This window comes from Bacillus sp. es.036, assembly GCF_002563635.1.
Taxonomy (GTDB): domain Bacteria; phylum Bacillota; class Bacilli; order Bacillales; family Guptibacillaceae; genus Guptibacillus.
Genome location: NZ_PDIZ01000003.1, coordinates 532,681 through 551,350, shown reverse-complemented (window position 1 = coordinate 551,350; position 18,670 = coordinate 532,681). Strand labels below are relative to the sequence as shown.

Below are 18,670 nucleotides of genomic sequence, written 5' to 3'. Positions count from 1 at the left end.
TTTCAATAAAATGACCAATTTGATTAGCTGTGATGAAATAGCGCTCTCTCGAATAAGCTGGTAATAGTGCATTTTTGAAAGGAGGCAACACGTTGAAACACTCTGTCTCACTTGAAATAATCCGAAAATCAGAAGGGGTTAAACGACTGGAGCACTATGTAAAGAATCTAATTGATCACGATAAAAAAGCAGTGATTTCTCTTTTAAATGAAGATACACTATCTTACCCCACTATCTATGTCCTATCTTCCACCGTAAGAGAGCACAATCTATCGAAACACTTGTCAGATCGAAACAGAATCGCTTTATCGATTCAAAAAGATATTCTCGCAAAAGAGCGTGCACCTGCTGCTCCATTTCCCTACTCGATCTGCGATCTCCCACAATATATCCACTCTGTACTAAGATGGATGGTTGAAACGGGTTCTGAAGAGAAATTAAACACCCGCTACCGTCTTGTGATTGATCGAGCAGCTGGATTATTGACAACGATCTATCAACATCCTGACGATTTATTACTTGTTTCAAAGTTACTATTCAACAGGAAACGCGCCGGCCTTTCTACTCACTATGTGACTTGGGCTTATTTTTCTTCACACAATATTGCAAGTTTACTTCCAATCGGTGAAAAATTACTATCAGCTGACGAAGAAGAAGTTGCATTTGCAAGAGAGCTTCTGCACTTTATTACTGGTTTAGATGAAAGTGATGACCCTTACGCTTACTTTAGAAGCTGGTATGAAGAAAACCTGCCATATCTTTTGCATAACGAAAATAGCTATGAATTAACTGCTGAGCTCGCACCATATGTTGTCGATCATGACACTAAATATCGGGAATGCTTCTCTCATACAGCATCATCCAACTTAAGAGAAGATGAATTTCATTCTCTTTCTGAACAGGAAAAAGAACAGTTAGCAAATCTTTCTTACAAAATCCGAATGAGGTCACGTAGTGAATGGATAGAGTGGATGAATCGCCCCCTTAGTGCCCAGTTGAAGTTCATGGAGGAGGTTCAGCATGATTACGATAGCAGGTAGCATTGCAAATAGAGAAGTTATAGTAAATGCAGGAATACAGACCCCTCTTGAACTAACCATTGTCGACGTCATGTTGATGAGTCCCCATACTTATGCGTACAGGTCGCTCGATGCTTTGTTGTTTGAAATTCGGTTTCGAGTTTCTATTACGAGTAGTTCACGTGACCTGTATTATAGCGGGGTTCAATTTGCTGACTTTTATCGTTCACGTTGTAACCCTATGTTTTGGCACCTCTTACCGGACGGCGCGTTTCAACTTAAGGCGGGGGTACCGGCTTCAGAAGCGATTTTGGATATTTATCGGAATGGACCGATGTATGCATTTGAATGCGCCACGGCGATGATCATTATTTTCTATCATGCTGCTGTAAAAATGTTACCAGTTAACAGGTTTAATCAACTATTCGCGAATATGCGGCTGTGGGGATGGAAATACGACCAAGATTTGCAAATAGTGCACAATATACCACCTGATTATCTTCCCGGGGATATTCGTTATGTAAAGAACCCTGACGTGAACCCTCTTACACCCGAATGGCAGGGAGAAAACATAGTCGATTTAGGTGATGGTACTTTTTTTGGTCATGGATTGGGCTTTCGAACCGTAGGAGGAATGATTGAGGCACTGGCGATGCGAAGAAGACCAGGAGCAACACGAATGCCATACTTAATGCTTCCGGCCACCAGGCCAGGTTTTTCTTATTTGTATCAGTACTCGTTCACTCGCACCATGTCAGACAATTCGATTTTACTTTTCGATAATGGGCTCGAGCGTTCATCACTATCACCTGAAGAATATGAAGAGAACCGCAGTGAACTTCTTAAGAATTTTATTACGGTTCGATTTGGAAACACGTATTAAATGAATTCGGGCTTTTCTTCGTGTCATCCGCCCTCTACCCTTTCTTTTAAGAACATATGTTAAGGGTAAAGGATGGTGAAGTGATTGAGAGTTTTTCCTGAAATAGAAACGAAGCGCCTTACCCTTACCGCTCTAAAAGAAGAAGATCAGACATCTCTTTTTTCCATTTTTTCAGATCCACACGTTACGTATTATGATGGTGGTAATATCATGAAAACACAAACTCAGGCTCTTCATTACATTCGAGCGTATAAAGATCCCTCTTCTATCTTATCCACCCATGCAATCCGTTTTGGAATTCGCTTAAATGGTTCTGGAGAATTAATCGGAACAGCCGGTTTTCAAAATTGGGACCGCACCTCATCAAAAGCAGAAATTGGTGCTATATTATCCAGAAAATATTGGAGTGGTGGATACGGACTTGAAGCAGCCAAAGCGATTATTCATTATGGGTTTCATCACATAAAGCTTCATAAAATTTATGCCCAAACAATCGAAGACAACCATTCAGCAGTTAAGCGACTTGAACAACTAGATTTTGAAAAAGAAGGCCATTTTAAAGATCATATCTATATGCGAAACCGTTATTATGACGTGGTTGTTTATTCTCTCATACACAAGTAAGCGCTCCTTCCGCGTGCGAGAAGAAGCGCTTTGCTATGCTTGTTTACATGCAGGTGGTGACAGAAACGCGCATTCAGAGAATAAGAAAGATAAAAATAATGAAAAGAATCTCTGTGTAACCTCCAAACAGATCAATTCAAATAAAAGTTATAGTGGTTCATTCGATTCTATTAATTGTCCGTCAGAAAACAACCTCAAATCACTCGTGCATGTGAAACTTTAACGATAACTCCGTTTAATTCCCCTACACCAACACGGTAACTCCATTCGTTTATTCTATACCTCTTCATCAAAAGCTATCTCTTTTTGTAATCTTCCTGTAACCTTTTAACTAGATAACTCGTTTTGTTTTATAGAAGAAGGAGGGCTGAAGAATGGATAAGACATTTGAGCGTTTGTACGATCGCTACCACACGAACTTATTTCAATTTTTATTCTATATGGTAAAAAATAGAGCGATTGCAGAAGAACTCGTTCAAGAAGTCTACATTAACGTACTTCGTTCTTATCACAATTACGAGGAGCGAAGCAATGAAAAGACGTGGCTCTTTGCCATTGCTAGAAATATAGCGATTGATTATTTACGTACACACAATCGAAGAACTTCAAGGTGGCTTAGTAAATTTGACTTTAACAAACAGCATCCAAAAGACGAGGCTCCTCTACCTGAGGAAATTCTGCTTCAAAAAGAAGAAGTTCAAGCTATTTATATGTGTTTAAGAGAATGTACACTTGATCAACAACAAGTCCTTATTCTTCGCTACATCCAAGAGCTATCCATTAACGAAACGGCTGAAATTCTAAATTGGAGTGTTAGCAAAGTAAAAACAACGCAGCACAGAGCAATTAAAGCACTAAGGGAACTTGTTGATGATCCAGCTAATCATCAACTAAAGGGGGTCTTATGATGAACGATCGAACAAAATCCCTTCTTTCTCAGCTACCTGTTGTAAAAGATGAAAGAAGTAAAGCAACCATTTATGACAATATCGAGAAAAAAAGGAATGAGCAGATGTCCCGATCAACAAAAAAGAAAACGCCATGGATTATCCCTGGAATAGCTGCTGTTGTTGTTTTATTGTTAGCTGTTCTAATCACTCCAGGACTCCTCAATCAAAATAACAATGATTCTAATATAGCAATTACACAATCCGACTCAAACGAAACAAGCGACAATTCTTCAAACTCAGCAAGTGATTCCAAAGCGGAAACCACAACATTAGCTCCTGCCGAAGAAAAGACAAGCGATACTAAAGAAGAAGAGGTGCCGTTTGCGGAAGAACCGACTGTGTTTGATCGTTACATTCCAGCATTTCAACAATTTGATGGAAAAAGCGTCATCATTTCTTATCCTGACCCAGAAAGCACGCTCCTCGTACCGCTATCCTTTCCGCTAGATGAAAGTAAGAGCACACAAGAAAATATCGAGTTCATTTTAACGAACTTTCGCGCTTCCGATTATGGACTTGAACGCTCACCGCTAACCGATGCTACTTTTGAATTGATTAATATGACTGGAAAGGAAACGCTTGTAGTTAGCTTTCCTGAACCTGGTGATGGTCTCTCATCTACAGAATCCATTATGATAAACGATAGTGTTCAACAGCTAGCCAAAAGCCTTGGTGCAGACCAAATCAATTGGCAAACCAATGGAGAAGACGGCTACACGTTGGGGAATTTCGGGAATGCTGATCCTTCAGTAAACAAAAAGCCTTCGCCCTATTTTCTTTATAAATCGAGGACAGGATCACATTTTCTCGTAAACGGACCTGCACTTCAAGGTGAAGAAGGAGCTGAAATGGATGTTGCTCTCTCTCTAATGAAAGATGGCGATCAAAGTACTCCTTATTACCTGCCATCTATACCAGCTACAGTAGCAATCCACTCTTTCCTTGGAAACGGATCAGAAGCAACCATTGCCTTTACGGAAGAAAGCAAATTTCCGTCAGAAGAAGAAGCGATGCAAACAATAGAGGCTTTAATGCTTGTTGCTTCACAATACGACTATCAAACAATTCGCTTTGAAAATACGGGATTCGACAAGATTGGGAGATATTCACTAGACAAACCATTAACCATTCCATCGTCTCCAAACGCTGTCGACCTAAATTAATGGTTACGTTATAAACTAACAAAATAAAGAAAGTAAAAACACCCGGCATTAATATTCGCCGGGTGTTTCTCTATCGGGTAATTTCCTCTACAATCTCAGCAGAAGACATATCTGTTTTAAGGGTATAATCCCCCGGTTGCACAGCCAATTCTTTGTCCATGTCACGGAGAGCTTTAATAAAATCATCCGATTTCTTTACTAACTTTTGATCCTGAAGACTTTGAGCCACTTCCTGACTCGTCATACCCTCTTTAATGGTAAATTTGATCTCTTCAGGTTTATTGACTGCTTCCTCTTTCTTATTCTCTGTTACGCTATTTTCGTTGTCAGGTTGTTCTGCTGCTTTTAGAGAATCATATTCTTCCTTCGCAACCATAACCATCCCTTTTTCCTCTAAATGCTGTTTTACCATCGCATCTGTTACTTCATTGCTTTCTTCTGCTTTAGCTTGTGAAAACATAAAATAGTAAGCAGTTAAAAGAATCGCGGCAAAAAGGAGACCAGCTGCAATTCCCTTTGCTTCTTGTTTACTCATGTGGACCACCACTCACTGACTTTGTTTTGCTTTCTAACATTTCAGTACGTTTCTTAACCGTTTTCAATTCTTTCATTAAGTTGATATAAACATCATCAACTTGTCCTTTCACTTCTTTCGCATAGTCTTTCACGAAATATGAATAAATAAAGAACCCAACAGACGCGGCAAGTAAAACAAAAATAATGGTTAACATTGTTTCCCCCTAAAAAATGTTTGGCATTCTCTCTATATACTGCGCTTTTATACAATTAATTCTTTCGTATCTTTCTGATGATTTTTGTCGTATATTCTATTAATTTAGAGCACTATTTGTAAAAAAAAAGGCTAAGTTAATGATATTTCAAACAGAAAAACTAGAAAAAACCGACATAAATCGACCTTTTCTAGTTTACCTATAATTGATTCAATTCACAATAGATTGTTTTCAGAAAATGAGCTCCATCATTTATTTTCATCTAATAATTGAATAAAATGATACAGAATTCTTGCCGTCATGCCCCAAATGACATAATCCTGATAGTAATAAAAAAACTCAGGCATGCTTGAGGAAGACCAGTTGTACTCTTCACCATTTGGAATAAGGTGAAAAGGAAAACTATCATCAGGCTGAACATGAACACGAATATCGTGGCGCTCTGGTGGGTTGGCGATAAAATGGGAAAGAGGTACTGTAAATACCTCCTCAACCTCATCTCGATTAGGAGATAATTCAGATGCGACGTTAATCACACCTGCAAAAGGATAAACAATGGATTGAAAAGATGTCACAAGGAAATCTAATTCTCCCATGACAGATACTTCTCTTTCTAGAATCCCAAGTTCTTCGCACGTTTCTCTAATTGCTGCATTTTTTGGACTTTGATCATGGCGGTCTACTTTTCCACCGGGAAAGCAAACTTCTCCCGGTTGCCTTCTGAGCGTATGTGCTCTCACCTCAAATAAAACATGAAGTTCACCCTGACGTTCAATTAAAGGCAGGAAGACCGCAAATTTATAAAACCGTTCATTTCCAAGGACACCTGCACTTCTGCCATTTATCCTAGCATGAATATCTACTATTGATGGCTTCATTCTATCGAACTCCTTTAAATTAACTTGTCTCTCTATTATATGGCTGATGTGATCATATATCCTGTTTATTAGATAGAATTGTAACTTTTTGGAGTTCCACCTCGTCTACTAAAGAAAGGAGTGATGGGATGTTTAGATATGCTATGATCGGAACGATGGTCCTCCTAACTTTATCTGGATGTGGAGAGGAGAACTCATTAATGAATAAGAATAATGAAAGTAGTGAACAAGTAGCAGGATCTTCTGGTATTGTCGCAGGCTCACTTGAACCTACGCTTACCCTAACAGCGACCGAAAATGATACGGCCACATTCTTGTATCGCATTCAAAATCAAACGGAACAAGTTCAAACGATCCACTTTCCAAGTAGTCAAACCTACGACTATACCCTTTATAATGACGAGGGTGAAGCCCTTAAAACATATTCAGCTAATAAAAGTTTTGTAAAAGAGGAAGAAAACGTTGAATTAAAACAAGCTGAAGTTCTTGAATATACGATTATGATAGAAGATCTTAAACCAGGGTCCTATACGTTAGACATGTGGTTAGCTACTGAAGAGCAATTTAAGCAAACCGTTAACTTTTCAATTGAGTAAATGAAATGAGCTGTGGCCTAAAACAGGTAACAGCTCGTTTTTTCTGCATCTAGGAGTGCTTCTTCATCTCCATACATCTTCTAGGTATTGTTTTGATAACGATTGGTAAAAAGAAGCTTGAACGGAAAGTGCCGCAGAAATAAGCAACTTTTCAATATCTTCTTTTTGTTTTTCAGTTAAATCCGAAAAAACAGATGATAATTCCATTGCTTTCTTTCTAATACCCTCTTTAGTAGGTTTTACTTTCGTATGGATCGCTTCAAAAAGTTGTGAATAAGCCGTATAAAAAGCAAGCGGATCAATGAGGTCATCATTTCGATCTGCCGGGTTATTAAAGGCAAACTTTAAAAGAAGACGAATGCTTTCGAAGTCATGTGTATTCTTTAAATCCTCTACAATAAATAAAATCGCCGCTTGTTCTATAGCATATTTTTTACCTAATTGTGGCGCCCCAATCCACTCTTTAATGTCTCTTTTAACCCAATTCTGTACCGCTGTAGAACGAAAGCTAGCATACTCAAGCTGATTGCCAAGGGTCGCAATTTCATTTATTGAGAACCCAAAACTTCCTTCCGTTGCTTTTGATAATTTAGCAAAAATCGTTGGTAATTCTTCTTTTTCACTACCGGACCTTTTCATTGCCTTCATTAAAATCTTATCAGGTATTTCTTGTCTACGAATGGTTTTGAGAATTGTTCCCATTTCTGTTCTAGTTAAATAAAATCCTCTCATCTGACACCTCTGTATTTAAGGTCATTTGAACTTATCGTATAGTTTCTTTATGGAAATTTCAACAAGAGAACGCATCTTTACTGTAGTTACGCCCAATTTTTCATTAGGTTAGTAACTGTTTTCGATCTAGGTGAATATCCTGTGTTGTGTAAAGGAGGAACTGCTTATGAACATGTACGGTAATCATATGAATCAAGGAGTTCAGGGCGCAATGCAAGGATATATGCCTAACCAGGCTGTTCAAGGCGCCATGCAAGGCAACATGCCTAATCAGGCCGTTCAGGGCGCAATGCAAGGCAATATGCCTAATCAGGCCGTTCAGGGCGCAATGCAAGGCAATATGCCTAATCAGGCCGTTCAGGGCGCAATGCAAGGCAACATGCCTAATCAGGCCGTTCAGGGCGCAATGCAAGGCAACATGCCTAATCAGGCTGTTCAAGGAGCAATGATGCCTGGTAAAGAAAAGCAGCTTCAAGGGGATATGAAACAGCTTTGTCAACGTTATCATAGCTACCATGCTAAAGTAAGAATGCAGGATGGAGTAGAATATGAAGGAATCATTATGGACTCAGATGACGAGCATATGTGCTTAATGATTCCACAAGAAGTTGAAGAAAGTGAAGGACAGGAAATGGAAAGACAATACGGTCGCTACCGCAGATTTGGAAGTTTTTTCTTTCCATTAGCTGGCATCGCTGCACTTAGTTTGATTCCTTATTATCGCCCATATCCATACTATGGGTACCCACCTTATTACTATTAACATAGAAAAGGAAGCCGATTGGCTTCCTTTTCTATACGTATAGATGCTCATTTTTTCTAGAAGCGATTTTCCGTTACTTTTCAGCTAGTCGAACCGCTAGTTTCCCGAATTGATGACTACTGTTCAAATGAGTAAAAGCTTCTTTAATCTCTTGAAAATCATATATCTTGTCCATGACAGGCTTAATTGAATGTTCATTTATAAGAGCAACCATATCATGAAATTCTTCAGAACTTCCCATCGTCGAGCCGAGCAAGTTATACTGACCGTAAAAGAATGTACGCAAATCAAATTCAATATTATCTCCTGTTGAAGAACCAAAGATAACGAGCGTACCTCCTTTCCCTAATACTTCAAGAGATCGGTTAAATGTTGCTGCTCCGACACTTTCAATAACTAAATCCACTTTTTCATTAGTGGTTTCTTCTATCCAGTCTGCATCATCAGCAAGTGCACGATCAGCGCCAAGCGCCAGGGCTAATTGGCGCTTCTCCTCACTTCTTGAACTTACAATCACTCTTGATCCTGCTGCCTTAGCAAATTTCAGCAAGAATGTTGCAACGCCTCCTCCAATTCCAGGAATAAAGACGGTTTGTCCACTTCGAAGCTGCCCTCTCGTAAACAACGAGCGATAAGCTGTTAATCCTGCTAAACCAATGACAGATGCTTCTTCAAACGTAAGGATTTCTGGTTTTTTCACTGCATTAATCTCTGGAACAACGATTGTTTCTGCAAAAGTACCATGGCCCGGAAAACCTACAATTTGAAATCCTACTGGCGGGATAGGGGCATTTTTTTCCCAACCAAGGCCAGGGTTGATGATCACCTCATCACCTTCCTGAATCTCTTTCACACCTTCGCCAACTGCGATGACGACTCCAGCTCCGTCTGAACCAAGGATAACATCTGCCTCCTCTGGATCATGGCGATCAGGGATAAACAAATCGCGATGATTTAAACCAGCTGCTTTCAGTTTGATTTTCACTTCCCCATGCTGAGGTTCTTGTTCAGCAAGTTGCTCTTTCAGTGATAACCCCTGTAGACCTGCCTGTCCTCCGTGAACAAATCCTTTCATATGTAGATCCTCCTTTCTGTTCTTACAGGCACTCAAAATCGAGTGCAAGTACATCACTCATTCCTATTTCTTTAAGGTAGGCCACTACTTCCTGATGGGCCGGATGTGGTCCATATGACTCTAGCGCTTCTTTCGATTCAAAGCGCACCGTTAACCCACTTTCAAATCCCTGGCTTCGATCAGAAAAGTTATTTCCAGCTTGAATATCAACAATACCTGGGATTTTGTCTTTTACTTTAATTAACCTTCTCATACCTTCTTCTTTCTGTTCTACCGTTGTTTCTTCACTGAATTTAAATAAAACTACATGCTCGATCATTTTAAGATCGCCTCCTTGTTATATAAGTTAAGTTAATCAAAAAAAGCGCCAGGAAACAAATCATTTACCTGACGCTTCGCTATAAGATTAGATAGGATACGCAACTATTTAAAATAGATACCTACTTACTGATCCACGTGTACTCTAGTCCCCAGCTTTCCTTGGCAAGAGATTTTACACTGGAGATGTTCTCAGCCTCAACTGCATAAGCATCTCCTTGTTCATATGGGTTATAGTGAAAAGCATATAAACGTGAAGTAAACTCCTCGAATGGTAGCGAGCTTTCACCTGAAAGCTCTCCTTTCCCCATAACCGTACATTCAATTCCTTGCCCCCAATTTTGGGAACCATCATTATTCGGATTGTAAAAGTAGACTCGGTATTCTCCATCTGGACTTTTAGCAATTCTTTGAATGGACACCGCATGAAAGCCCAGCATTTTTCCATGAACGTTTGTGATAAAAATCCCTACCGGATTCGGATAGATCAATTCATAATCATCATTGTACTCAGGATGGTGTGTGGCATAAAACAATCTGACGAAACCTGGATAGTCCGTTACGCTACCGGTAATCGGCTCAATGACCGTGCTAAATCCTTTTTGAACCCAATTCCCATAAAAGGCTGGGTTTACCCAGCGATGACCATCTTCTCCTCTTAATGCCACTCTGCTCATCATCTCACTATAAATGCGATCAAGATGAGGAACGAGGACAAGCGATACGGGATCAAGCTCAGGATGGAGATCGGGTGCGAGTCCACCTTGAAGGTCTTTCGAATGAATTTGAACCCCTTCAAACACCATATCGATATCTCCATCTCTTGCAGCTCTTGGGATGATCTCCAGTAAATATCCAGGCGCATGTTGAGCCCAAAGGCTAATTCCTCTTGCAGCCTGACAAGTTGGGTTTAAACCTTGTCCAACACCAAGCGGCTGACCAAGAACGCTAATTACACCTGCTAACAAAATACTGTTAGCCGTTAGACCCTCTCCTTCACCAACCGTGTTAAATAAGGCACTTCGCACTTCTGGTCGAATATCAAGTTCAATCATCCGCCTTAAACCTGGAATCACTGGCGAAGCAGAAAGAACACCTCTTTCTAACAAAAGGGCTAATCCATAAACCGATTGACAAGTAGATGGAAATAGCGAAACTTTTATAAGCTGGTGGACGAGCTCAGCGTGCTCTTCAAGATTAGCCTTTCCTTTACCAGTTAATTGCAACAGTACTGGAAGTAAGTGCGGCGATTTTCTACTTAAGAAACGAGCAAGTACACTGTGATGTGGGGAACAAAGCCCTGTTTTTCTCATGGAGAGACCAAGCTGCTCACTCTCTTTTCGAAGCTCTTCCGTTGATAGCGCCAACAATTGTTTTCGGTACTCATTTGGCTGCTGATTGGAACGACTTAATTCTGAAGGCCCCTCAATGGAAGAAACGTACGATTCTAACATCGCGCGCTGATCTTCGCTTGTTTCAGAACGAAGCATTTCTTTCGCCATTTTAATCATCGATACTGTTCTTTTTACCGTGATTGGCCGTTGAGCGGTTAAGCGTTCTATCTCATAAATAAGCGTTTCTGACAATGCACTCGAAGAAAGGTATTGTGAGATAAATTGAAACAACCGCTGTGTTTCAACCGTATTTTCTTTTTCTTCAATTCTTGAAGCCTCTGATGAGTTCGGAAAAAGTAAGTCAAGGTTTAAGGCCATGACTTCATTTAAGAAATCCATAGCCATTTCTTGAGAAACCTTGGGATGCTCACCCTTTCCTTCCGCTAATGCAAGCATACGAAGATCACTCAGCATCTCAATGACATAAGGGAGTCCCTTCGCTTGAAGAGATCCCGCGACAAGCGGTGGCTGAAGTTTTGATGGATCTTCCCATGGTCCATCTTGAAAAACACCTGCGCCGTCAAATCGATGGGCATATTGGTAAAGAAACTCAAGACCTTCTTCCGTTTCCAATAGGCGATTTGCCTCTTGAAAAACATCTGTCTGATAGCGTGATTTCGCATAAGAAGACGCTTCCTCTAAACGTGTTAATGACCTGGAAAACCTTGCAATCTTTCCTTCTGTTACTTCAGATGGCATGCTAAATTCTCCTTTATTGTAAAAATATTATGCTACAAATAGAAATCATACTTTTCATAGTCTACAAGTAAACGAGTCATCTCTGCACTGTCATCTCCGAAAAAGAAAATGGTGCCATAATGATTTCCAAATCCAACGCGCTCAGCGACTTTCCCCTGCGGAGGCGTAAACATATCATGCTTCTCAAAGAAGGAATGTTCTTCAAGCTCTTCAGGAATGGTTAACTTCTCAATGTAATTCACATGAGGATGCACCATCAAACACCCAGCATAACCTAACGCCTCATCTTCAGCGGGGAAGAACTTTCTTAACTCTTCTTCCGTTGTATTAGGGTCACTACATAGAATCTGTGCTTCATAAGCGCTAAATCCGTAAGCGCGCTCTATAAGATCAAAAATGTGTCCACCTGGAACGCGAGCTGCTACTTCTCCAAAGTGTAGCGTTCCATCAGGCATAATAAAGTACTCCGGATGAATAACACCATTTTCGATCTCAAACGCTTCAATAAGCTGTTCAATCGCTTTTCTTATAACAGGACGTTTCTCTTCAAGAGAAGGAGAAGGTGGAACAAAATTCGAATAACCAAGTTTTACGTATTCCGTAATATTCATGAATTGAATTTTCCCATTGTTAACAAATACTTCACACGAAAATTCTTGGCCATCTAGATGACTCTCCATCAGAAGCGGGAAGTCACTATCTGTTAGTGCTTCAATATCCGCCGGGTCATCGATAGCGCGGTGTCCTACTGATCCAGCCTTATCTAAAGGCTTACAGTGAATCGGCTCATATTTATCCCCATCAACTTTCAAAAGAGCATCATTTACTCTTTTAAGAAAACGCTTTACATCCTCTTTATCTCTTGCTTCTTCAAAGACGCCTACTTTAATACCGGCCATCTGTGCTTTTCGTTTCATCATCCCTTTATCTCTTAAAAGAAGAGATCGGTTAAATAGTCTTGGTTCTTCTCTAAAGCGTGAATTGAGAGCACCTGCCCATTCTACACACTCTTCATAGAGAGGTACCGCAACCTCAGCGCCGAGGGCTTTAAGCTGCTTATAGAGCTTGTCTGATCCCTCATTCAATCTATCAAACTCCCACCCTACGAAAGTAATGTCGTGCTTTTCGGCGTAATCCTTAAAATCAGGAGGACCTACCACTACAAAAGGCCGATTCAACTTGTCACAGGCCTCAATTGCGGGAAGACTCCATCCAATTAATGCTGTTAAATAAGGAATTGTCTTTCCTTCTGGCTGACTTTCTTGTAACGTCTGGTTCATCTCTAACTGATCCAGTTCCATTTGTTCTCGCTCCTTTATAAATATAGTAGAGAAGTCTTTCCTGACCTTCCTTATCTAACGTAGCAGATCTTACAACTTATTTTAACTAATATTCTGACTTTTCGACTTATAACCGCAAAAGAAGTCAAAATTGTATAAGATTCGACAACATTATTAAAGGTAAGAAATCAGGATTGTATATTAATAACTTCCCTATTATTGTAAAAACTAACATAAAAAAAGTCGCTCCATCTTTATAGAGCGACTTCCTTACTTAAAAAATTATTTCTTTTGTGAAACAACAATCTTATCTTCTACAATTTCAACCGCCACTGATTTGATACTGCCTTCATCAACAAGCAAATCAGCAATACCATCTTCAACATGTTCTTCAATTACTCTGCGAAGAGGACGTGCACCAAACTGTGGATTATATCCAAGTACAGCCAACTTCTCTTTTGCTGCTTCACTAATTGTAAGTGTAATATTTTGTTCTTCTAGGCTTTCATCTAAATCATTAATCATAAGGTCTACAATGGTAACGAGACTTGATTGTTCAAGTGACTTAAATGGAATAATTCCATCAAACCGATTTAAGAATTCAGGTCTAAAGTAACCACCAAGGCTCTCCATCACCCCTGTATAGCTTTCTGCTGATTCAAAACCAACAGTAATTCTTCGCTCAGAAGTTCCGGCATTACTTGTCATGATAATAACCGTATCTTTAAAGCTTACCGTCCTACCTTGACTATCTGTAAGACGTCCATCATCGAGGATTTGAAGGAACATATTTTGTACATCAGGATGAGCTTTCTCCACTTCATCAATTAAGATGATGCTATATGGTTTACGGCGTACTCTTTCTGTTAATTGTCCTGCTTCCTCATGACCAACATAGCCTGGAGGGGAACCGATCAGTTTAGAGACAGAGTGCTTTTCCATATATTCACTCATATCAAGTCGAATCATCGCTTCTCGATCACCGAACATTTCTTCTGCAAGAGAACGGGAAAGTTCCGTTTTTCCGACACCAGTTGGGCCAACGAATAGGAAAGAACCAATCGGTCGATTTTGCCGCTTCAATCCTGCTCGACTTCTGCGGATGGCTTTTGCTACTTTGTTAACTGCATCTTCCTGACCAATTACTTTAGCATTCAGTCGCTCTGCAAGGTTTTTCATCTTCGTCTGCTCATCTTCCCTAAGCTTACGAACTGGAATTCCTGTTTTTCCTTCGACAATCTGCTGAATCTCTTCAAGATCAACTGAATGATTTGCATTCGAGTTGTTTTTTAACGTTTCTTCAAGCTGTTTCTCAAGCTGTAATTCTTCTGTTCTTAGTTTGGCAGCTAGCTCATAATCTTCTGCCTCTGCTGCCTTGTTTTTTTCAGTAGCAATCTGGTGTAAACGCTGCTGAATTTCATCATGGTTCGACACAGCAAACGTTAGGTTCATTTTAGCGCCTGCTTCATCCATTAAGTCGATTGCTTTATCTGGTAAGAAACGATCTTGAATGAACCGGTTCGATAATGATACACACGCACGAATCGCTTCTTCCGTATAGTTCACTTCATGGTACTCTTCATACTTAGGTTGCAAACCTTTTAGAATCTGAATGGCTTCTTCTACAGTAGGCTCATTCACCATTACTGATTGAAAACGTCGTTCTAATGCGGCATCTTTTTCGATTTGACGATACTCTTTAAGCGTTGTAGCACCAATTAATTGAAGCTCGCCTCTCGCAAGAGCTGGTTTTAAAATATTTCCTGCATCCATTGATCCTTCTGCAGATCCAGCTCCTACGATTTGATGCAGTTCATCTATAAATAAGATCACATTTTTCCGACTTTGAAGTTCAGAAATCAGTTGTTTCATTCTTTCTTCAAACTGTCCTCTTACACCTGTATTTGAAACAAGTGATGCGACATCCAATAAATAAATTTCTTTATTCTTTAGTTTAGAAGGAACTTGACCTTCCGAAATCCTTAGAGCAAGACCTTCTGCAATCGCCGTTTTACCGACTCCTGCTTCACCGATTAAAACTGGATTATTTTTGTTACGACGGTTTAATGTTTCAATCACTCTCGCTACCTCATTTTCGCGCCCGATGACTGGGTCAATCAAACCAGCTTTTGCTGCGTCAGATAAATTTCGACCAAGGTTGTCAAGTAAACCGCCTTTGCCTTTACCTTTTCCTGATTCTGTTTGTGGTCCATCTTCTTGACTTGTAAAACCATTCTGTTCTGCTGAAGCCATAAAGGATTGAAAGAAATCATCCATTTGACCTTTTGGCGATGAAGCTGTTTGACCATTCATCACATTTGCGTAACACGTGCTACAAAGGTTAACTCTTTTCTTATGTTGATTCATTTGAACATTCAGTTGAACCGAAGCCTGGTTTTGTTGGCATTGATCACAAAGCATATGATGGCCTCCTTATTATTTATCTATCTCGTCATTAATTAAACTAGTTAAAAGGTGAAAAATGCCTCTTTTGACTTTGACTATCTTTGACCTTGTAACCATATTATAATTTGACTATCTCTGACTTTCAAGTCTTTTGCTCAAACATTTTTAAGATTAACGGTTTAAAAAACCTTATTCATAAGAAGGTGTATTCAAATCAATTTGTCTTCAGCTTGGTGGATAAAGCATTCCGAAGAAAATATTTGTAATATTTGAAATGAAGGAATTTTTTCGAAGGTTGGATAATAGATTGTAATAACTACTTTTCGACAAAGGGGTATACAAGTTTACTAGTACGGTAACAATGATGATAGATTACAAAGGGAGGATACGAACAATATGAATGATTCTGTCTATCAGTTGATTGTTGAAACCACCGTCAAACGAGTGCCTAGCTGTCACGAGTCCCCAGCAGACTTCTTTATTGCCCTTGATGATCAGGAATATCCTTATTTAATCTTACCCACGCCTAAGGAAATGTTTGATAACGACGATGTTTTCACTATCCGCTTGATTCCAGATGCCCTTAATAAATTTCGATTTGAATTGGACAACTCATTTACCAAACTATCTTTTAGACGGTTTTCTACTTTTTTTGACGATAAGACATACTACTTTGGACCTGATGATAATATGCTTATACACTTTCTAAAATCGCCAATTTACCGAAGCTACGTAGCGTGGATAAGTCATTTGTACTTTAAGCGCATTGATGACCTGATTGAACGATACAACAAGGAACAGTTGCCTGAAGAAAAAAGATCCATTAAAGCGAAACTTTCTCGCCTTCTGATCGAAGCTTAATATCTAAACGATCGATTTCATTCTGGACAAGTCGAGTCCCTTCTTCGAGCGACTCGTATGAAAGATTGATGATGTTGCCTTCATTTTCATAAGCTTTATATTCGTATCTTGGATCATAATAATAAAGCAACAATCGTTCAATAATTACAGCATAGTTTTTCGCTTCAAGGGCCTGATCAATCACTTCTTTATCTTCACCAGAGAATCGTTTTTCAATTTTTGTAATGGCGTCAGTGATTTCTTCATGATGTTGTTCAGGATGATACGTATTTAAGATCGTACGAATTCGATAAGAAAGCGGGGCGTGGACTTGTATACGCGTCCCTTTTTGTTTGCCCTCTAGAATAAAGTCAGGAATAATGATATTTCCAAGGCGCTTACTTTCAGATTCTATAATGTAATAAGGTGTTTCTCCAATCTCCTTCAATCGGTGGTAAAGCTTCGCTTCAAATTCCTTCTGACTTCTTTCAGGTAAATCTACTCTACCAAACACGGAGCCTCTGTGAGCAGCTAGACCTTCGAGATCAATCACTGGATATCCCTTCTTTTCTAAAGCAGTTAGAATTTCGGTCTTCGAAGTTCCAGTTAATCCTTCTAGAACAAGATATGGAGTTGATTGAGTCGAAAAATCCTCTAAGCCAGTTGTTACTTTCTGTCGGTATGCTCGAATGCCACCTTCGACCTGAAGACTCGGTAATCCCATCATCTCAAAAATCGTAGCAAGACTTTTACTTCGCATTCCGCCTCTCCAGCAGTAAACAGCAAACTCTTGATGATTTGTTAATTCTTTTGCACGTTTATAAAACTCAGGGAGTAATGGCGAGACTATCGAAATCCCCAAATCTTTCGCTGCCTCTGTCCCTTTTTGCTTATAAGTAGTCCCCACAACTTCCCGTTCCTCATTCGAGAAAATCGGCAAGTTAACTGCTCCAGGAATATGGAACTTCTCAAATTCAGCCGGAGTTCTAACATCTAATAAAGGTATCTTTTTATTTAGAGCTTCATCTATCGATATTTTTTTCATAACAATCATCCTTCATCTCATTTCATAGTACAAGTATATCATCATCACTGATGTAAATTTAGTTAGACGGTTTATGTTACCTTCAGATGGGGAAAATTAGGAGAGAGGTGAATAAAATGGATACTACAACGTTATCAGAAGTTCGCAATACACTAGCTGATTGGGTTGGTGGTCATATCATCATCGAAAAAAAAGAACAGGAAGATCTTGATAAGACAATTATGAAACTTGAAGACTTTTCCTTTCAACATCGCGGTGAAACCGTTGACGACTACACCGCTTCAACTCTCCTTCAGCTTAAAGGTGAAGGAAAGGTGATTTCGGATGAAGCTTCCGTACCACTTCCTCACTCTATTTTCGAAATACCACTTGAAGAACTAAACAATGTAAAAAAGCAGTCGGCTGAATTAGTCTTTCTTACCAACCGTGCCTCCTATCACATGAGCTATAACGCAAATTAAGGGACCAGAATTGGTTCCTTTTTTTATTGAAGAATTTCTTAACGGCATATCCCAAACCATTTTCTAATATGCTGAACATAGGTAGAGGCTACAGGAGGGATTGTGATGGAAAAGAAAGACATTACACCTGATCAAATCACACGTCAGTGGGCTATGTACGTTCATCTTTCTGCATTGTCTGGTTATTTAGTTCCCCTCGGACATATCATCGCTCCCATCATGATTTGGTCAATAAAGAAGGAAGGGAATTCATTCATCGATGCCCAGGGTAAAGAGTCTCTAAACTTTCAAATTAGCATGACGCTATATGCCGTTATCCTTGCTATTCTCACCTTTGTGATCATTGGATTATTTCTTCTCCCATTGCTTTTTATCGTTCACCTTACTTTCATCGTCATCGCCTCTGTGAAGGCGAATCAAGGTGAGTTTTACCGATATCCCATCACTATTCGGTTCGTATCTTGAATTTCTAACAATTTCAATCGTTCACACATAATTTAGCTATGTCCATGTTATAATGAAACTAAACTTATGATGTGGAGGGTCTGCTCTTGGCTACTAAGGAAAAAGAATGGAACCGTTTTACTGTATGGGCACTAGCCTTTATGGTTTGGATTGTGCCTATCGCATTTGTAATCGGTTTCTACATAATCTCTCAACCCCAATAAGGTGAACCGAACGTTCCTTAATGAACAGTAATTTCTCAACTCGACTAACCTCATCTCTAGGTAGGTTGAGGAAAATCAGCGTAAATGCGCTGATTTTTTTAATTCTCCTAGAAAGCAGGTTTTATCCTCCTTTTTCGTGGGAAGT

The 18,670-nt window shown here is 39.6% G+C and carries 20 protein-coding genes; 10 read left to right on the top strand and 10 right to left on the bottom strand.

What is annotated here, in order from left to right:
* Positions 1–92 precede the first annotated feature (92 nt).
* The 5 genes from ATG70_RS21660 to ATG70_RS21640 all read left to right on the top strand — a co-directional run bounded on the left by ATG70_RS21660 (position 93) and on the right by ATG70_RS21640 (position 4,639).
* Complete coding sequence (locus tag ATG70_RS21660; RefSeq protein ID WP_098446527.1) at positions 93–1,040, top strand: hypothetical protein; 948 nt, start codon at positions 93–95, stop codon at positions 1,038–1,040.
* The gene (locus ATG70_RS21655) at positions 1,021–1,902 is read left to right on the top strand and encodes a protein-glutamine gamma-glutamyltransferase (protein ID WP_098446526.1); all 882 of its coding nucleotides are present in this window, start codon (positions 1,021–1,023) and stop codon (positions 1,900–1,902) included. The genes ATG70_RS21660 and ATG70_RS21655 overlap by 20 nt, the downstream gene beginning before the upstream one ends.
* An 84-nt stretch (positions 1,903–1,986) precedes the next feature.
* Positions 1,987–2,526 carry a GNAT family N-acetyltransferase gene (locus ATG70_RS21650; RefSeq protein ID WP_098446525.1) on the top strand — a complete coding sequence of 180 codons (540 nt, stop codon included), beginning with the start codon at positions 1,987–1,989 and terminating at the stop codon, positions 2,524–2,526.
* A 374-nt stretch (positions 2,527–2,900) separates the two neighbouring features.
* Entirely contained in the window at positions 2,901–3,434 is a 534-nt protein-coding gene (locus ATG70_RS21645; protein ID WP_098446524.1) for an RNA polymerase sigma factor SigX, read from the top strand.
* Positions 3,434–4,639: a GerMN domain-containing protein gene (locus ATG70_RS21640; protein ID WP_098446523.1), complete on the top strand. Its 1,206-nt coding sequence runs from the start codon at positions 3,434–3,436 to the stop codon at positions 4,637–4,639. The genes ATG70_RS21645 and ATG70_RS21640 overlap by 1 nt, the downstream gene beginning before the upstream one ends.
* 70 nt (positions 4,640–4,709) lie before the next feature.
* Here ATG70_RS21640 and ATG70_RS21635 read toward each other — a convergent pair whose 3' ends face one another.
* From ATG70_RS21635 to ATG70_RS21625, 3 genes are all read right to left on the bottom strand, one after another.
* A complete protein-coding gene (locus tag ATG70_RS21635; RefSeq protein ID WP_098446522.1) occupies positions 4,710–5,174 on the bottom strand; it encodes an endolytic transglycosylase MltG in 465 nt (154 codons plus the stop codon).
* Positions 5,167–5,370, bottom strand: coding sequence for a hypothetical protein (locus ATG70_RS21630; RefSeq protein WP_098446521.1), 204 nt, complete (start codon positions 5,368–5,370; stop codon positions 5,167–5,169). Before ATG70_RS21630 ends, ATG70_RS21635 begins: the two co-directional genes overlap by 8 nt.
* 248 nt (positions 5,371–5,618) lie before the next feature.
* Complete coding sequence (locus ATG70_RS21625) at positions 5,619–6,248, bottom strand: NUDIX hydrolase (protein ID WP_098446520.1); 630 nt, start codon at positions 6,246–6,248, stop codon at positions 5,619–5,621.
* Between the two features lie 128 nt (positions 6,249–6,376).
* On the opposite strand from ATG70_RS21625, the gene ATG70_RS21620 reads away from it, so the two are divergent.
* Positions 6,377–6,844 carry a BsuPI-related putative proteinase inhibitor gene (locus tag ATG70_RS21620; protein WP_098446519.1) on the top strand — a complete coding sequence of 156 codons (468 nt, stop codon included), beginning with the start codon at positions 6,377–6,379 and terminating at the stop codon, positions 6,842–6,844.
* Between the two features lie 63 nt (positions 6,845–6,907).
* Here ATG70_RS21620 and ATG70_RS21615 read toward each other — a convergent pair whose 3' ends face one another.
* Positions 6,908–7,576, bottom strand: a complete 669-nt coding sequence (locus ATG70_RS21615) for a DUF1836 domain-containing protein (protein WP_098446518.1) — start codon at positions 7,574–7,576, stop codon at positions 6,908–6,910.
* 166 nt (positions 7,577–7,742) lie between these two features.
* Here ATG70_RS21615 and ATG70_RS21610 point away from each other — a divergent pair, with 166 nt between their 5' ends.
* Positions 7,743–8,339, top strand: coding sequence for a hypothetical protein (locus ATG70_RS21610; protein WP_098446517.1), 597 nt, complete (start codon positions 7,743–7,745; stop codon positions 8,337–8,339).
* A 73-nt stretch (positions 8,340–8,412) separates the two neighbouring features.
* Here the strand turns inward: ATG70_RS21610 and ATG70_RS21605 are convergent, their stop codons facing one another.
* The 5 genes from ATG70_RS21605 to ATG70_RS21585 form a co-directional block, all read right to left on the bottom strand.
* Positions 8,413–9,414, bottom strand: a complete 1,002-nt coding sequence (locus tag ATG70_RS21605; RefSeq protein WP_098446516.1) for a zinc-binding dehydrogenase — start codon at positions 9,412–9,414, stop codon at positions 8,413–8,415.
* Between the two features lie 22 nt (positions 9,415–9,436).
* Complete coding sequence (locus tag ATG70_RS21600) at positions 9,437–9,733, bottom strand: Dabb family protein (protein WP_098446515.1); 297 nt, start codon at positions 9,731–9,733, stop codon at positions 9,437–9,439.
* Positions 9,734–9,854: 121 nt separating this feature from the next.
* The gene (locus ATG70_RS21595; RefSeq protein WP_098446514.1) at positions 9,855–11,825 is read right to left on the bottom strand and encodes a hypothetical protein; all 1,971 of its coding nucleotides are present in this window, start codon (positions 11,823–11,825) and stop codon (positions 9,855–9,857) included.
* A 32-nt stretch (positions 11,826–11,857) separates the two neighbouring features.
* On the bottom strand, positions 11,858–13,126 hold the full coding sequence (locus tag ATG70_RS21590; protein WP_098446513.1) for an ATP-grasp domain-containing protein: 1,269 nt from the start codon (positions 13,124–13,126) through the stop codon (positions 11,858–11,860).
* Between the two features lie 261 nt (positions 13,127–13,387).
* The gene (locus tag ATG70_RS21585) at positions 13,388–15,526 is read right to left on the bottom strand and encodes an ATP-dependent Clp protease ATP-binding subunit (protein WP_098446512.1); all 2,139 of its coding nucleotides are present in this window, start codon (positions 15,524–15,526) and stop codon (positions 13,388–13,390) included.
* Positions 15,527–15,907: 381 nt separating this feature from the next.
* Here ATG70_RS21585 and ATG70_RS21580 point away from each other — a divergent pair, with 381 nt between their 5' ends.
* Complete coding sequence (locus ATG70_RS21580) at positions 15,908–16,372, top strand: hypothetical protein (protein ID WP_098446511.1); 465 nt, start codon at positions 15,908–15,910, stop codon at positions 16,370–16,372.
* Here the strand turns inward: ATG70_RS21580 and mnmH are convergent.
* Positions 16,335–17,396: a tRNA 2-selenouridine(34) synthase MnmH gene (gene mnmH / locus ATG70_RS21575; protein ID WP_179886367.1), complete on the bottom strand. Its 1,062-nt coding sequence runs from the start codon at positions 17,394–17,396 to the stop codon at positions 16,335–16,337. The two genes, ATG70_RS21580 and mnmH, sit on opposite strands and share 38 nt — an antisense overlap.
* A 116-nt stretch (positions 17,397–17,512) precedes the next feature.
* Here mnmH and ATG70_RS21570 point away from each other — a divergent pair, with 116 nt between their 5' ends.
* Together ATG70_RS21570 and ATG70_RS21565 are read left to right on the top strand one after the other, a co-directional pair.
* Positions 17,513–17,857, top strand: a complete 345-nt coding sequence (locus tag ATG70_RS21570; protein WP_098446509.1) for a hypothetical protein — start codon at positions 17,513–17,515, stop codon at positions 17,855–17,857.
* A gap of 105 nt (positions 17,858–17,962) precedes the next feature.
* A complete protein-coding gene (locus ATG70_RS21565) occupies positions 17,963–18,322 on the top strand; it encodes a DUF4870 domain-containing protein (RefSeq protein ID WP_098446508.1) in 360 nt (119 codons plus the stop codon).
* Positions 18,323–18,670 lie beyond the last annotated feature (348 nt).

What these genes read in the sequence shown, in the direction of transcription:
- ATG70_RS21655 (WP_098446526.1), top strand. Translation starts at nt 1,021, where the DNA reads ATGATTACGATAGCAGGTAGCATTGCAAATAGAGAAGTTATAGTAAAT.
- ATG70_RS21645 (WP_098446524.1), top strand. Translation starts at nt 2,901, where the DNA reads ATGGATAAGACATTTGAGCGTTTGTACGATCGCTACCACACGAACTTA.
- ATG70_RS21640 (WP_098446523.1), top strand. Translation starts at nt 3,434, where the DNA reads ATGAACGATCGAACAAAATCCCTTCTTTCTCAGCTACCTGTTGTAAAA.
- ATG70_RS21635 (WP_098446522.1), bottom strand. Translation starts at nt 5,174, where the DNA reads ATGAGTAAACAAGAAGCAAAGGGAATTGCAGCTGGTCTCCTTTTTGCC.
- ATG70_RS21630 (WP_098446521.1), bottom strand. Translation starts at nt 5,370, where the DNA reads ATGTTAACCATTATTTTTGTTTTACTTGCCGCGTCTGTTGGGTTCTTT.
- ATG70_RS21625 (WP_098446520.1), bottom strand. Translation starts at nt 6,248, where the DNA reads ATGAAGCCATCAATAGTAGATATTCATGCTAGGATAAATGGCAGAAGT.
- ATG70_RS21620 (WP_098446519.1), top strand. Translation starts at nt 6,377, where the DNA reads ATGTTTAGATATGCTATGATCGGAACGATGGTCCTCCTAACTTTATCT.
- ATG70_RS21615 (WP_098446518.1), bottom strand. Translation starts at nt 7,576, where the DNA reads ATGAGAGGATTTTATTTAACTAGAACAGAAATGGGAACAATTCTCAAA.
- ATG70_RS21610 (WP_098446517.1), top strand. Translation starts at nt 7,743, where the DNA reads ATGAACATGTACGGTAATCATATGAATCAAGGAGTTCAGGGCGCAATG.
- ATG70_RS21605 (WP_098446516.1), bottom strand. Translation starts at nt 9,414, where the DNA reads ATGAAAGGATTTGTTCACGGAGGACAGGCAGGTCTACAGGGGTTATCA.
- ATG70_RS21600 (WP_098446515.1), bottom strand. Translation starts at nt 9,733, where the DNA reads ATGATCGAGCATGTAGTTTTATTTAAATTCAGTGAAGAAACAACGGTA.
- ATG70_RS21595 (WP_098446514.1), bottom strand. Translation starts at nt 11,825, where the DNA reads ATGCCATCTGAAGTAACAGAAGGAAAGATTGCAAGGTTTTCCAGGTCA.
- ATG70_RS21590 (WP_098446513.1), bottom strand. Translation starts at nt 13,126, where the DNA reads ATGGAACTGGATCAGTTAGAGATGAACCAGACGTTACAAGAAAGTCAG.
- ATG70_RS21585 (WP_098446512.1), bottom strand. Translation starts at nt 15,526, where the DNA reads ATGCTTTGTGATCAATGCCAACAAAACCAGGCTTCGGTTCAACTGAAT.
- ATG70_RS21580 (WP_098446511.1), top strand. Translation starts at nt 15,908, where the DNA reads ATGAATGATTCTGTCTATCAGTTGATTGTTGAAACCACCGTCAAACGA.
- mnmH (WP_179886367.1), bottom strand. Translation starts at nt 17,396, where the DNA reads ATGAAAAAAATATCGATAGATGAAGCTCTAAATAAAAAGATACCTTTA.
- ATG70_RS21570 (WP_098446509.1), top strand. Translation starts at nt 17,513, where the DNA reads ATGGATACTACAACGTTATCAGAAGTTCGCAATACACTAGCTGATTGG.
- ATG70_RS21565 (WP_098446508.1), top strand. Translation starts at nt 17,963, where the DNA reads ATGGAAAAGAAAGACATTACACCTGATCAAATCACACGTCAGTGGGCT.